This window comes from Pseudonocardia sp. D17 (assembly GCF_036984265.1).
GTDB classification, from domain to species: domain Bacteria; phylum Actinomycetota; class Actinomycetes; order Mycobacteriales; family Pseudonocardiaceae; genus Pseudonocardia; species Pseudonocardia benzenivorans.
Map to the genome: position 1 here is coordinate 1 of NZ_BPRG01000125.1, position 12,681 is coordinate 12,681.

Below are 12,681 nucleotides of genomic sequence, written 5' to 3' on the forward strand. Positions count from 1 at the left end.
CCCGCGATCCCGAGCACGCCACCAGATCAGCGACCACCCCACCACGTCGGTGGATCAGGGCTCACTGGCCGTGCCCGGCCTCGTGGGGCTGGCGTAGGTCGGGCGCGCGTAGGTCGGCCCGTACGGGCGCGACGCGTCCGCACCCCTCGCACCCGCCGGGGTAGTCGGCGTGGCACCGGTAGCCGAGGCGTTCACGGGGACAGCCCCGGAGCGCGCGGACGGCCGCCTGGATCAGCCCCCTGATGTGCCGCATGGCGGCCTCCTTCGTTCGACCCGAGAACGGATCACCCGATGACTGACTCTGTGGTGCGCCCGGTCGCACCGTTGCGCGACGCGGCGACTGACGTCGAGGCGTTGCCCGAGCACCCCCGGCTCCTGGACGCGGCCCGGCTGTTCGTCGTGACGGCGTTGACGCGCTGGGCGCGCGGGGAGCGCGTGACGTGGGACATCGCCCTGGACCTGGCGCCGACGGCGTCTGGTCCGGCGCCGGTGGTGGTGGTGTACCTGCACATGCCCTCGGCGGTCCTGGGGGACGTGGTCGGCGAGTTGATCCTGTTGCAGCCGACCGAGGTCACCGGCCCGAACGTCGACAACCTGGTGGGCCAGGCGGTGGAGAAGATGCGCCGGTCCCGGTCGGCCGAGGCCCACCCGAGCAACGCGCCGCGTCTGATCGCGCCGCGCCGGTAGCGCGTCAGCGACGGGCCCGGCCGCCGGTCGGCTCCCATCGGCCCGACGGCCGGGCCAGCCGGTCCCCGACGGCGGCTGGGAGCCGTGCGGGTGGCTGCACATGTGTGACACAACGCCACACCTTGCCGCCAGATACGCCACGACGCCGCACACATCGCCGCACGCGGCGCCACATTCACCCGAAGGATCACCCGATGCCCGAGCGCACCGGCCGGGGCCTGTCGTACCCGGTCCGGGTCAGCGTCGGCGCGCACGTGTACGACCTCGGCACGATCCGAGGCGACACCCCCGCCGCACTGGCCTACAGCCTGTCCGACCTGCTCACCGAGGCCGCCCGCCTGGTCCGGCCCGTCGAGACCGCCCCCGCCGAACCGGTCGAATCCGGGCGGCCCCGATGAAGATCATCCCCCCGGCCGGCCTCCTGTTGATCTCCACGCGGAGGGGGTCGACGTGGCCGACCTGACGCTGGAGTACCGGGCCGTCTCCGAGCTCCACACCTACCATCGCAACCCCCGCCAGGGCGACGTCGCCGCGATCGCGGCCAGCCTGCGCGCAAACGGCCAGTACCGGCCCATCGTGGTCAACGTCGGCACCCACACCGGGCGCCCGTCCGAGGTCCTGGCCGGGAACCACACCCTGAAGGCCGCCCGCGACCTCGGGTGGGAATCCCTGGCCGTCGTCCTGGTCGACGTCGACGAGGACCAGGCCGCGCGCATCGTGGCCGCCGACAACCGCACGGCCGACCTCGGCGAGTACGACGAACGCCTCCTGGCCGAGTTGCTGGGCGACCTCGACGACCTCGACGGCACCGGCTACACCGAGGCCGACCTAGAGAAGATGATCCGGAACCTGGAGGGCGCGCCGGGATCGGCCGACCTCCTGGACCCCGACGACGCCGCCGACCGGTACAAGGCCAAGTACGGCGTGATCGTCGAGTGCATCGACGAGGACACCCAGCAGGCCACGTACGAGATGCTCCGCGAGCAGGGCCTGACGTGCCGGGTGGTGTCGGTCTGATGCGCGTCGTGGTCGACCAGTCCGTCCCCGCCTCGGACTCCTACCGGGCCGCGCGGGTGAAGTCGCTGTTCAACGCGACCGACGACCAGGCCACCCGGTTCCGGCTGACCGCCGACCTGGACATCGACGACCCCGACTGGCGGATCGGCCTCGTGGTCGGCCCGTCCGGGTCCGGGAAGTCCAGCATCGGGCGCGCGCTGTGGGACGGGGCGGCGTTCTACCAGCCCGACGGCTGGCCCGCCGACGCCCCGATCATCGACGCGATCGCCCCCGGCGGCGACTTCGACACGATCACCGGCGCGCTGTCACAGGCGGGCCTCGGTGACGTTCCCGCGTGGCTGCGCCCGTACCCGGTCCTCTCGACCGGCCAGCGGTTCCGCGCCGACCTGGCCCGCATCCTCGCCGAGCGCCCGGACCGGATCGTCGTCGACGAGTTCACCTCCGTGGTGGACCGCCAGATCGCCCGTGTCGGCGCCCAGGCGTTCGGCAAGGCGTGGAAGCGCGGCACCGGCCAGGCCGTGCTCCTGTCGTGCCACTACGACATCACCGAGTGGCTCCAGCCCGACTGGGTGTACGACACCGCGACCCACGAGTTCACCAGGGGGTCGGTTCAACCCCGCCCGCCGGTCGACGTGGAGATCAGGATGGGCGGGTGGGACCTATGGCCGCTGTTCAAGCCACATCACTATCTAGACAGCGCCCGCATGATCGGCGCGAAGTGTTACGTGGCGTTCGTCGACGGTGAACCGGTCGCGCACCTGGGGATGGGCACCGCCCAGGTCGCGGCCAAGCGCAACGGCCGCCGCGTGGCCGCCGTCGAGGCCCGCGGGTGCCGCCTGGTCGTGATGCCCGAGTGGCAGGGCGCCGGGGTGGGGATGCGGTTCCTGAACGCCGTGTGCGAGCTGCAACGCCTCGGCGAGGGCGTGCTCCCCGGTCGGCGCATGACGACGATCTTCCACACGTCGCACCCGCAGCTGTGCGCCGCGCTCCGACGCGACCCCCGGTGGCGCCAGGTGTCGGCCGCGCTCCACGGCGTGAACCGCAACGCCTCGGGCGCCTCGGTGGTCGCCGCGGTCCGGCGCAAGGGTGGCACGCCGGTCGGGTCCCCCGGCTACGGCGGCCACTTCCGCGCCGTCCAGGGGTTCCGGTACTACGGGCCGCCGTCGTGAGGGTCTACCTGGCCGGACAGGGCCGGTTCGCCGTCTACGTCGCCGAGGCGATCACCGACGACGGCCACGAGGTTGTCGGCGTCTCGTCCCCGGCCACCCGCCGCGGGATGGACGACCGCGACGCCCTCGGCTGGGACCGGTTGCGCGCCTGGGCCTACCCCCGCCACATCCCGTGGACCGACGCCGGGTACCTCCGCGCCGCGATGGTCCCCGACGGCACTGACGTGATCGTGGCCGCGCACAGCCACGCGTTCATCGGCCGCGAGTCCCGCGCCCGCGCCCGCTGGGCCGTCGGCTACCACCCGTCGCTGTTGCCGCTCCACCGCGGCCGGGACGCGATCCGCTGGACGATCCGCGACCGCGACCGCGTCACCGGCGGCACCGTCTATCACCTGACCGACCGGGTGGACGGCGGCCCGGTCGCCGCCCAGGACTGGTGTCTGGTGCCGCCTGGGTGCACGCCTGACGAACTGTGGCGCGACGCCCTGGCCCCGATGGGGGTCCGGCTGCTCCGCGCCGTCCTGGCCGACCTGGCGGCCGGTCACGTGCGCTGGCTGGTCCAGGACGAGGCGTGCGCGACCTGGGAACCGGCGATGGACGCCGCCCCGCTGTTCAAGCCCGAGCTGCCCGAGTTGCCCCGAGGAGGTGACGATCATGGGTAAGCGTGGTCCCGCGCCCACCCCGACCGTGTTGAAGCTGCTCCACGGTGAACGCCACCGCGACCGGATCAACAGCGACGAACCGACGCCGCGCCCGGCCGACCTACAGGAGCCCGACGGCGCCAGCGACGAGGTCCTGGCCGTGTGGCGCCGGATCGTCGCCGAGTTGGAGGCGATGAACCTGGCGTTCCCCTCGGACGCCGACGCGCTCCGCTGCTATTGCGAGGCCGTGGTGACCCACCACAAGGCCAGCGCGATCCTCAAACGCACGCCGGTCCTGGTGAAGGGCATTCACGGCAACATGGTGCGCAACCCCGCGCTCCAGATTCAGCGCGACGCCGCGAACACGATTCGCGCGTTCGCCCAGGAGTTCGGCCTGACCCCGTCGGCGCGGTCGTCGATCCGCGCGACGGACGCGGCCGGTGGTGTGCCCGATGACAACCCGTTCGCCGCGGACGCGTAGGAAGGCGCTCCCCGACGCCGACACCCTCGACCGGCTGTGCCTGTCGCCGGAGGTCGCCTGGTACCTCGTCGACCGCGGGATCGGCCTGCCCGACTGTCCGCCCGCGATCAAGACCCCGGAACCGCGGGACGTGCCGGGCGCCCGGTTCGACGCCGAGCGCGTCGACCGGGTCCTGACCGCGTTCAGCCTGCTCCGCCACACCCAGGGCCAGTGGGCGGGCAAGCCGTTGCGCCCGGACCCGTGGCAGGTCGCCTACATCCTGGCGCCGGTGTTCGGGTGGGTCCGCTGGGACGACGACGCCGACACCTACGTCCGGATCATCACCAGCCTGTACGTCGACGTGCCCCGGAAGAACGGCAAGTCGTCGCTGGCCGGGGGCCTGGCGATGTACCTGGCATGTGCCGACGGGGAACCCGGCGCACAGGTCGTCACCGCGGCCACCTCGGAGCGCCAGGCAGGGTTCGTGTTCGGCCCGATCAAGCTCCTGGCCGAGCGGTCCCCGGCGCTGCGCCCGCACGTCAAGACGGTGGCCCGGCGCGTGATCCACCCGCGCACCGGCTCCTACATCGAGGTCATCTCGTCGGTCGCCGACGCCCAGCACGGGGCGAACCTCCACGGCGCGATCGTCGACGAGTTGCACGTACACAAGACGCCCGACCTCGTGGAGACGATCGAGACCGGCACCGGGTCCCGGCGCCAGCCTCTTGTCGTCATCATCACCACCGCCGACAGCGGGCGACGGCACACGATCTATGACCGCAAGCGGACCCGCGTCGAGCAACTGGCCCGCGGCGCGCTGGTCGACGAGACCACGTACGGGGTCGTGTGGTGCGCCGACGAGGACGACGACCCGTTCGCCGAGGCCACCCAGCGCAAGGCCAACCCTGGGTTCGGGGTCAGCCCCACGCGGGCCTACCTGCGCCGGGCCGCCGCCGAGGCCCAGCAATCCCCGGCCGACCTGGCCAAGTACCTACGGCTGCACCTCGGGCGCCGGACCAAGCAGGCGACCAAGTACCTCGACCTGGCCCGCTGGGACGACAACGCCGGGATGGTCGTCGCGGACCGCCTCGTCGGCCGCCGCGCCTGGGGCGGCCTCGACCTGGCCTCGACCTCGGACCTGACGGCGCTGTGCTGGGCGATCCAGGACCCGGACCAGCCTGGCTACGACCTGGTGTGGCGCATCTGGACCCCGGAGGGCAACCTCGACGCCCTCGACCGGCGCACCGCCGGGGCGGCGTCGGTGTGGGCGCGTGAGGGGTTCCTGACCCTCACGCCCGGCAACGTCGCCGACTACGACTTCATCCGTGAGGCCATCGGCCGCGACCTGGACACCTACGACGTCCAGGAGATCGCGTATGACCCGTGGAACGCCTCGGCGCTGGTCACGGACCTGAGCAACGACGGCGCGCCCATGGTGTCGATGCGCCAGGGGTTCGCCTCGATGTCGGGGCCGACCAAGGAGCTGCAACGGCTGATGTTGGAGGGCACCCCCGAGGCCCCCCGGCTACGCCACGGCGGGAACCCCGCCGTCCGCTGGCAGGTCGACAACTTCGCCGTGGCGATGGACCCCAGCGGCAACGTCAAGCCCGATAAGGCCAGGGCCGCGGAGAAGATCGACGCCGTGGTGGCCGCCGTGATGGCGGTCGCCCGCGCGACACACGCCGCGCCGCCTCGTCGGTCCGCCTACGAAGACGATGGTTTGGAGGTCGTGTGATCGAGTCGTACGCCGTCCTCCTCGTGGCCGCGCTGGCGGTGGTCGCCGTGGTGTGGCTGGCCGTCGAGCGCATCGCCACGGGGCGGTTGGCGGTCCGGGACCGGGTGCTGGTGAACCTCCAGACCGGCGACGCCGTGACCGGCGTCCTGTGGTCGCGGCGTGGCCGCCTCGTGGTCATCCGCGACGCCGCGGTGATGTCACCGGGCCAGCGCGAACCCCGCCCGGTCGACGGGGACGTGATCGTCGACCGCGACCAGGTGGCGTTCGTGCAGCGGGTGGGGGGCTGACCGGTGGCGTTCGTCATCACCGCGGGCACGCTCGCCCAGACCGACCGCCCGGCCGACCGTGCCCCGTACGCGATGACGCTGCCCGGCGGCGACACCGCCGACTACGCGGCCATCTGGCGCACCCAGCCCCAGGTGCGGACCGTCGTGGCGTTCCTGGCCCGCAACATCGCCCAGTTGACGATCCACCACTACCGCCGGGTGTCGGACACCGACCGGGTCCGCCTCGACTCGCCGGTGGCCCAGCTCCTTAGCCGACCCGGCCCGGACACCACCCGGTACCGCGCGTTCGACGCCCTGATGAACGACCTGGGCATCTTCGACGCCGCGTACTGGGCCAAGGTCAAGGGCACCGACGGCGCACCGGGCGCGCTGGTCCGGCTGGACCCGCGCAAGACCAAGCCGATCGGCGACAACCCGTTCACCCCGGACGGGTTCGAGATCAGGGGATCGCGCGGCACCCGCCAGCTCCCGGCCGATCAGGTCGTGTACTTCCGCGGCTACAACCCGAGCAACCCGCGTGAGGGATGCTCGCCGATCGAGACGCTCCGCCAGATTCTCTTGGAGGAGTGGAACGCCAACCACTACCGGGAACAGTTGTGGCGCAACGGCGCCCGCATGTCCGGCTACCTGTCCCGCCCGGTCGAGGCCCCGCCGTGGTCGAGTGGTGCGCGCAGCCGGTTCCGGTCCGAGTGGCAGGCCCAGTACGTCGGGGACGGCCCCCAGTCCGGCGGGACGCCGATCCTCGAAGACGGGATGACGTTCTCCCCGGCCGCGGTGACGCCCGAGCAGGCCCAGTACATGGAGTCGCGCAAGCTCACTCGCGAGGAGGTCGCGGCGGCCTATCACGTGCCCCAGCCGATGGTCGGCATTCTCGACCACGCGACGTTCTCCAACATCCGTGAGCAGCATAAGCAGCTCTATCAGGACTGCCTCGGCCCCTGGCTCCAGATGATCGTCGAGGAGCTGGCGCTGCAACTGTTGCCCGAGTTCCCCGACACCCTGAACACGTACGTCGAATTCAACCTGGCGGCCAAGCTCTCCGGGTCGTTCGAGGAGGAGGCCGCCAGCCTCTCGTCCTCGGTCGGCGCACCGTGGATGACCCGCAACGAGGCCCGCGCGCGGAAGAACCTCCCGGCCGTCGAGGGCGGCGACGAACTGATCACGCCCCTGAACGTGTTGGTCGGCGGCCAGGCGTCCCCGACGGACTCGGCGCCGGACGCGACCGACAGCCTGAAGGCGGCCCCAGGATCGCCCCCAGCGCGCCGGATCATCCGCCGCAAGGCCAAGCCCTCGGCCGCGCACGTCGAGCGCACCCGCGCGGTCATGGCGGCGTTCTTCGAGCGCCAGGGCAAGGCCGTCGTGTCCGCCCTCGGCGACGAGGTCAAGGCGGTCCGGTCCGCGCGGACCGCGGGCCGCAAGGCCGACGTGGACCTGTCCGCGTTCTGGGACGACGACCGCTGGAACGGGGAGCTGTCGGCCGACCTGTTCGGCGTGAACACCCTGATTGCCACCGCGTGCGCGCACTCGACGCTGGAGGCCCTGGGCCTCGACACCGACGAGTACGACGAGGACCGCACGCTGCACTGGTTGACCGCCAACGCCGACCGGGTGGCCGGGGCCGTCAACGGCGCCACCAAGCGGCGCCTGATCGACGTTCTGGCCAACACCGCCGACGACCCGGTCAAGGCCGTCGGGGCCCTGTTCGCCGTCTACGCCAGCGCGCGGGCGGTCGAGTTCGCCAAGTCGCACGCGACCCAGTTGGCCGGGTTCGGCACCACCGAGGCCGCCCGCCAGACCGGACGCGAGTCGACCAAGACCTGGCGGGTCCGCTCCTCGAACCCGCGCAAGTCGCACGCCCGGATGGACGGCGAGACCGTCGGCCTCCACGACACGTTCAGCAACGGCGCCCAGTGGCCCGGTGACTCGTCGCTGGACGAGGACGAACGCGCCGGGTGCACGTGCGAAGTCGACGTCGAGTTCTCCGACTAGGCAATTCCGCCAGCCATTCACACCGCCGCCATTCCGACGAATGGGGGCCATAGAAAGGTGCGCGAAAACAATGCGCGTTAAGAATTGTGCGATCCGGGTCAAGGCCGCCGGGGAACAGGACGACACCGGCAACGGCGAGTTTGAGGCCATCGTCGCGACGTACGACCTCGACTCGTACGGCGACAAGATCGTCCCCGGCGCGTTTGCGAAGACGCTGGAGGACTGGAAGGCCAGCGGCGACCCCATCCCGGTCATCTGGTCGCACATGTCCTACGACCCCGACGCCCACATCGGCGTCGTGGTCGACGCCAAGGAGACCGACGACGGCCTGTGGGTGAAGGGGCGCCTCGACCTCGACCAGCCCAAGGCCGCCCAGGTGTACCGGCTGATGAAGGGCCGCCGGGTCACCCAGTTCTCGTTCGCGTACGACGTCGAGGAGGGCGCCTGGATCGAGAAGGCCGACGACCGCCCGTACTACGAGCTGCGGCAGCTCAAGTTGTACGAGGTCGGCCCGTGCCTGATCGGCGTCAACCAGGAGACGGAGCTGTTGGCGGTCAAGGCCGCCGACGGCCGGGACCTGAACCTGGCCGTCACCGGGCGCTCGATCGCCCCCGGTGAGGCCGACACCATCCGGATCGCCGTCGAGGCCGCCCTGAAGGCCGCCTCGGCCGACCCCCGCCACCACCGCGCCACCGCCGACAACCAGGCCGCCACCGAGGCCGCCGAGGCCAAGGCGGGCCGGGTGCTGTCGGCGAAGAACGAGACGGCGCTGTCCGAGGCGCTGGCCCAGATTTCCGCGGGGTCCAAGGGCATTAAGGCCGTCCTGGATTCCATCGGAACGTCCGACGACGACAAGTCGGCGGACACCAGCAATGCCAAGACCGAGAACGAGGCCAAGCCAGACCGGTCCGCCACCGACGAGGCCCCCGAGGGCAAGTCGGATCGGCCCGCCGGGGTCCGCCCCGCCTCCCTCCGTCTGTCCACCGACGCCGACATCGCGGCACTCGATGCCGAGTTCGGCGACTGAACATTCAAGGGAGCACCCCACCATGACCGATTCGCGAATCGGGCGCCTCGTCGACGAGGTCAAGACTCACCTGAAGACGGCCAAGGCGATCGCCGACAAGGCCGACGAGGAGGGCCGCGACTTCACCGACGACGAGCGCGCCCAGGTCGCCGTCGCGATGGGCAAGGCCAAGGACGCGAAGGCCCAGCTCGACCAGGCCCGCGCCGACGACGCCCTCCGCAAGGGCATCGCCGACCTGGGCGACGGCATTGGCCTCGTCGACCAGGAGGCCGAGCGCAAGTCGCGCCAGGACGCCGCCCGCCGCGGTGGCCTGATCGACCCGACCGCCAAGGGCGCCGGGTCCCTCGGTGAGATCTTCGTCGACTCCGACGCGTACAAGGGCCTGCTGGCCCAGGCGCCGAACGGCCAGTTCGGCGAGAAGATGCGCGTTCAGTCCGCGCCGGTCGGATACAAGACGTTCGGCCAGCGCGGGCAGAAGGCCCTCGTGACCGGCCTGTCGGACACGTCCGCGGGCGCGTTCATCACCTCGGACCAGTTGGGTCTTCAGGTCGGCCTCGACGCCCTGACCCGGCCGCTGTCCCTGCGCGACGTCGTCACGCCGGGCCAGACCACGTCGGACACGATCGAGTACCCGATCCTGACGTCGATCACGAACAACGCCGCGCCCGTCGCCGAGGCCACCTCGACGTCGACCGGCACCAAGCCGGAGTCGGGATTCGCGACCAGCCGCGGGACCGCGGTCGTCCGCACGATCGCGCACTGGATTCCGGCGACCAAGCGGGCGCTGTCTGACGCCGCCCAGGTCCGGACCCTGATCGACGCGTTCCTCCTCTACGGCCTGGAGGAGGAGCTGGAAGACCAGATGGTGTCGGGCGACGGCACCGGCGAGAACTTCACCGGCATTCTGTCCGTCTCGGGCACCCAGACCCAGGACGCGGTCGCCGACCCCTCGGGCAAGCCCGCCGGGTTCGGGATGCTCCTGGCGCTGCGCCGGGCGAAGACCAAGGTCCGCCTGGCGGGCCGGGCCATCGCGAACGCCTACGTGATGAACCCCAACGACGTCGAGTCGCTGGACGAGCTGTCCGACAACGACGGCCGGTTCTACGGCAACGGCCCGTTCGGCACCAACGGCCCGACCCAGACCCTCTGGGGCCTGCCGGTCATCGAGTGCGAGGGGATGCCCGAGGGCACGGCCGTCGTCGGTGACTGGCGCAAGGCGATCCTGTGGGACCGCGAGCAGGCGTCGATCACGGTCACCGACAGCCACGCCGACTTCTTCGTGAAGAACCTCGTGGCGATCCTCGCCGAGATGCGCGCGGCGTTCGGCGTCGTTCAGCCGAACGCGTTCGTCGAGGTCGACCTGACGGTGGCGTGATCGCCGGATGAACACCTACGGGGGTCGCCGGTCGTGCCGCGTCTGCGGTGAACCGCACGTCGCGTGTGGACCGGCGACCTCCGTGGTGCCGGTCGACACACGCGTGATCGAGAGGAGCCCCCACGTGGGCGCACTGAACCGGTATCGGGTCAAGGTCAACGGCCACGACACCGTCCTGAAGCTCACCGAGGCCGACGCCAAGGCGTTCCACCCGGACGCCGTGCGCGTCGACGGCGGCGAGTCCGCAACGACCACCGACACGACGGCCGACGCGTCCGCTGACGGCGCCTCGGCTCGCCCGGCACGGAAGACCCGCGCCGCGTCGAACAAGGCGCGCACGGCCGCCCCTGGGGCCGCCCAGACGGCCCCTGACGCCCCGGCCGACAAGTAGGCGCCGTGGACCCGCTCGCCAGCGTCGAGGACCTGCGACGGCTGACCGGTACGTCGTGGCCGGACGAACTGGCCGCGCTGACCGCGCTACGGGCCGCGTCGTCGACCGTCCGCGCGTACTGCGGCTGGTCGATCAGCGCCGTGGACCACGAGGAGGTCACCCTCGACGGCCTCGGCGGGCGGGTCCTCACGGTGCCGTGCCTACACCTGACCGCCGTTCACGAGGTCGTCGACGTCTCCGCCGACGACGACTGGCCGATCACCGACTACCGCTGGTCGGGGATGGGTGCGCTGTACCGGGCCGCCGGGTGGCCCCGCGGGTTCCGCACCGTCCAGGTCACCTACAGCGGCGGGTACGAGGTCGCCCCGCCCGAGGTCGCCGCCGTGGTGTGCGGCCTGGCCGGGCGGGCGTCGATCCCGGCCGGGGTCGCGTCGATGACCGTCGGCTCCCAGACCGTCACGTGGGCGGGCACCAACGGCCCGACGATGAACCAGTCAGAGGAGCGCGTCCTCGACCGGTACCGCATCGTGGCGGCGTCCTGATGTTCTTCGACCAGTCCGCGACCCGGCTCCGGGCCCCGATCGTGCGTGACCGCCACGGCAACCGCGCCCGCGACTGGGACCAGGCCACCCGCGAACCCATCGTCGGGGTGTCGATCCAGCCGTTCAGCCAGTCCGAGCAGGCCGACCCCGGCGCGCGGGACCGGCTGACGACCGGCTGGCGGCTCCAGACCCCGCCCGGCCGCGACCTCGACCTGGACGCCACGGACCGCGTCGAGTTGGCCGACGGCGCCGTGTGCGAAGTCCTCGGTGAGGTCGCCCGCCACCAGGACCCGTTCGGGCGCGGCGTCCACCACGTCGAGGTCGCCCTAGTCCGCACCTCCGGTTAGGAGAGCCCCGCCCATGCCCACACGGTTGACGATCTCCTTCGAGGGCGTCGGGGCGGCGATGAAACTCCCCGGCGTCCGGCGGGCGATCGCCGATCGGGCCGATGCCCTGGCCAACCGCGCCCGCGCGATCAACCAGGCCGAGGACGTCGCCGCCCGCGTCACCACCGAGTCCGGCACCCGCGGCACCGGCCGCCCGTACAGCCGCGTCACCTCGACCGCCGCCGACGCCGAGTTCGGCACCAGTAGAACCGCCCGCCGCCGTGTCCTCGGCCGGGCCGCCGAGCAGGGAAGGACCAGCCAGTGAAGGTCGTAATCGCGTTCGACCGCGACCACAAGCGGATCGGCAAGACGGTCGCCGTCGACGACGCCGAGGCCGCCGTGATGATCCGGGAGGGCCGCGCCCGCCCGGCCGACTCGTCCGCCGAGCTGCCCGTCACGCACCAGGCCCCGACCGTCCAGCCCCCGATGCCGGACGTCGTGCCGCCGCTGGCCGAGCAGGTCCCCGGCGCCCAGCCGACCCCCGCGCCCGCGGGTGAACCCAAGTCCTCGGGCGACACCCCGGCCAAGTCCACCCCGGCCAAGTCGTGACCGGCCCCGGCGTCCTCCCCGTGGTGATCATGCCGGACGCCGAGGAGATCGCCGTGGCGTTCCTCGCCGAGACGTTCCCGGACGTCCAGGTCGTCACGGAGCTGTACGTCGGGTTCGAGGACGAACTACCGGTGATGCGCGTGTCCCGCATCGGGGGCGCCCAGGTGCGGCCCCTCGTCCTCGACGGCCCGCTGATCGACATCGACGTGTACCACCGGTCGCGCATCGAGGCGTCCCAGCTCTGCCGGGAGGTCGCCGCGCACATGTGGACGGCCAAGGCCCGCACCTACGCGGGTGGCCTGATCACGTCGGTGGAGGAGGGCATCGGGCCGTCGTGGCGGCCCGAACCCAACCCGGCCCTCTACCACTTCGGCTGTCAGTACGTGCTGACGATCCGCCCGACGACCTGACCCGAGCAGGCCACCA

17 protein-coding genes are annotated in these 12,681 nt (G+C 71.9%); all 17 read left to right on the top strand.

Annotation, left to right across the window (positions count from 1 at the left end; genetic code table 11):
* Positions 1-291: 291 nt before the first annotated feature.
* The 17 genes from PSD17_RS19850 (at position 292) to PSD17_RS19930 (ending at position 12,665) form a co-directional block, all read left to right on the top strand.
* Entirely contained in the window at positions 292-687 is a 396-nt protein-coding gene (locus PSD17_RS19850) for a hypothetical protein (RefSeq protein WP_339124078.1), read from the top strand.
* A 194-nt stretch (positions 688-881) separates the two neighbouring features.
* Entirely contained in the window at positions 882-1,085 is a 204-nt protein-coding gene (locus tag PSD17_RS19855; RefSeq protein ID WP_339124079.1) for a hypothetical protein, read from the top strand.
* 52 nt (positions 1,086-1,137) lie between these two features.
* Entirely contained in the window at positions 1,138-1,704 is a 567-nt protein-coding gene (locus PSD17_RS19860; RefSeq protein ID WP_339124080.1) for a ParB N-terminal domain-containing protein, read from the top strand.
* On the top strand, positions 1,704-2,873 hold the full coding sequence (locus tag PSD17_RS19865) for an ABC transporter ATP-binding protein (protein ID WP_339124081.1): 1,170 nt from the start codon (positions 1,704-1,706) through the stop codon (positions 2,871-2,873). Before PSD17_RS19860 ends, PSD17_RS19865 begins: the two co-directional genes overlap by 1 nt.
* The gene (locus tag PSD17_RS19870; RefSeq protein ID WP_339124082.1) at positions 2,870-3,535 is read left to right on the top strand and encodes a formyltransferase family protein; all 666 of its coding nucleotides are present in this window, start codon (positions 2,870-2,872) and stop codon (positions 3,533-3,535) included. Before PSD17_RS19865 ends, PSD17_RS19870 begins: the two co-directional genes overlap by 4 nt.
* Positions 3,528-3,995, top strand: a complete 468-nt coding sequence (locus tag PSD17_RS19875) for a phage terminase small subunit P27 family (protein WP_339124175.1) — start codon at positions 3,528-3,530, stop codon at positions 3,993-3,995. The genes PSD17_RS19870 and PSD17_RS19875 overlap by 8 nt, the downstream gene beginning before the upstream one ends.
* Complete coding sequence (locus PSD17_RS19880; RefSeq protein ID WP_339124083.1) at positions 3,967-5,709, top strand: terminase large subunit; 1,743 nt, start codon at positions 3,967-3,969, stop codon at positions 5,707-5,709. The genes PSD17_RS19875 and PSD17_RS19880 overlap by 29 nt, the downstream gene beginning before the upstream one ends.
* Positions 5,706-5,996, top strand: coding sequence for a hypothetical protein (locus PSD17_RS19885; protein ID WP_339124084.1), 291 nt, complete (start codon positions 5,706-5,708; stop codon positions 5,994-5,996). The genes PSD17_RS19880 and PSD17_RS19885 overlap by 4 nt, the downstream gene beginning before the upstream one ends.
* 3 nt (positions 5,997-5,999) lie before the next feature.
* Positions 6,000-7,985 carry a phage portal protein gene (locus tag PSD17_RS19890; protein ID WP_339124085.1) on the top strand — a complete coding sequence of 662 codons (1,986 nt, stop codon included), beginning with the start codon at positions 6,000-6,002 and terminating at the stop codon, positions 7,983-7,985.
* Between the two features lie 70 nt (positions 7,986-8,055).
* The gene (locus PSD17_RS19895; RefSeq protein WP_339124086.1) at positions 8,056-9,012 is read left to right on the top strand and encodes an HK97 family phage prohead protease; all 957 of its coding nucleotides are present in this window, start codon (positions 8,056-8,058) and stop codon (positions 9,010-9,012) included.
* A 22-nt stretch (positions 9,013-9,034) separates the two neighbouring features.
* Positions 9,035-10,387: a phage major capsid protein gene (locus PSD17_RS19900; RefSeq protein ID WP_339124087.1), complete on the top strand. Its 1,353-nt coding sequence runs from the start codon at positions 9,035-9,037 to the stop codon at positions 10,385-10,387.
* 124 nt (positions 10,388-10,511) lie between these two features.
* A complete protein-coding gene (locus PSD17_RS19905; RefSeq protein ID WP_339124088.1) occupies positions 10,512-10,778 on the top strand; it encodes a hypothetical protein in 267 nt (88 codons plus the stop codon).
* A gap of 5 nt (positions 10,779-10,783) precedes the next feature.
* Positions 10,784-11,320 (top strand): hypothetical protein, encoded by a 537-nt coding sequence (locus PSD17_RS19910; protein WP_339124089.1) that lies wholly within the window; start codon positions 10,784-10,786, stop codon positions 11,318-11,320.
* A complete protein-coding gene (locus PSD17_RS19915; RefSeq protein WP_339124090.1) occupies positions 11,320-11,667 on the top strand; it encodes a hypothetical protein in 348 nt (115 codons plus the stop codon). Before PSD17_RS19910 ends, PSD17_RS19915 begins: the two co-directional genes overlap by 1 nt.
* A gap of 13 nt (positions 11,668-11,680) precedes the next feature.
* Positions 11,681-11,971, top strand: coding sequence for a hypothetical protein (locus PSD17_RS19920; RefSeq protein ID WP_339124091.1), 291 nt, complete (start codon positions 11,681-11,683; stop codon positions 11,969-11,971).
* The gene (locus PSD17_RS19925) at positions 11,968-12,255 is read left to right on the top strand and encodes a hypothetical protein (RefSeq protein ID WP_339124092.1); all 288 of its coding nucleotides are present in this window, start codon (positions 11,968-11,970) and stop codon (positions 12,253-12,255) included. The genes PSD17_RS19920 and PSD17_RS19925 overlap by 4 nt, the downstream gene beginning before the upstream one ends.
* Positions 12,252-12,665 carry a hypothetical protein gene (locus PSD17_RS19930; protein ID WP_339124093.1) on the top strand — a complete coding sequence of 138 codons (414 nt, stop codon included), beginning with the start codon at positions 12,252-12,254 and terminating at the stop codon, positions 12,663-12,665. Before PSD17_RS19925 ends, PSD17_RS19930 begins: the two co-directional genes overlap by 4 nt.
* Positions 12,666-12,681 lie beyond the last annotated feature (16 nt).

Coding starts and splice junctions, on each gene's coding strand:
- PSD17_RS19850 (WP_339124078.1), top strand. CDS start 292: ATGACTGACTCTGTGGTGCGCCCGGTCGCACCGTTGCGCGACGCGGCG.
- PSD17_RS19855 (WP_339124079.1), top strand. CDS start 882: ATGCCCGAGCGCACCGGCCGGGGCCTGTCGTACCCGGTCCGGGTCAGC.
- PSD17_RS19865 (WP_339124081.1), top strand. CDS start 1,704: ATGCGCGTCGTGGTCGACCAGTCCGTCCCCGCCTCGGACTCCTACCGG.
- PSD17_RS19875 (WP_339124175.1), top strand. CDS start 3,528: ATGGGTAAGCGTGGTCCCGCGCCCACCCCGACCGTGTTGAAGCTGCTC.
- PSD17_RS19880 (WP_339124083.1), top strand. CDS start 3,967: ATGACAACCCGTTCGCCGCGGACGCGTAGGAAGGCGCTCCCCGACGCC.
- PSD17_RS19895 (WP_339124086.1), top strand. CDS start 8,056: ATGCGCGTTAAGAATTGTGCGATCCGGGTCAAGGCCGCCGGGGAACAG.
- PSD17_RS19900 (WP_339124087.1), top strand. CDS start 9,035: ATGACCGATTCGCGAATCGGGCGCCTCGTCGACGAGGTCAAGACTCAC.
- PSD17_RS19915 (WP_339124090.1), top strand. CDS start 11,320: ATGTTCTTCGACCAGTCCGCGACCCGGCTCCGGGCCCCGATCGTGCGT.
- PSD17_RS19920 (WP_339124091.1), top strand. CDS start 11,681: ATGCCCACACGGTTGACGATCTCCTTCGAGGGCGTCGGGGCGGCGATG.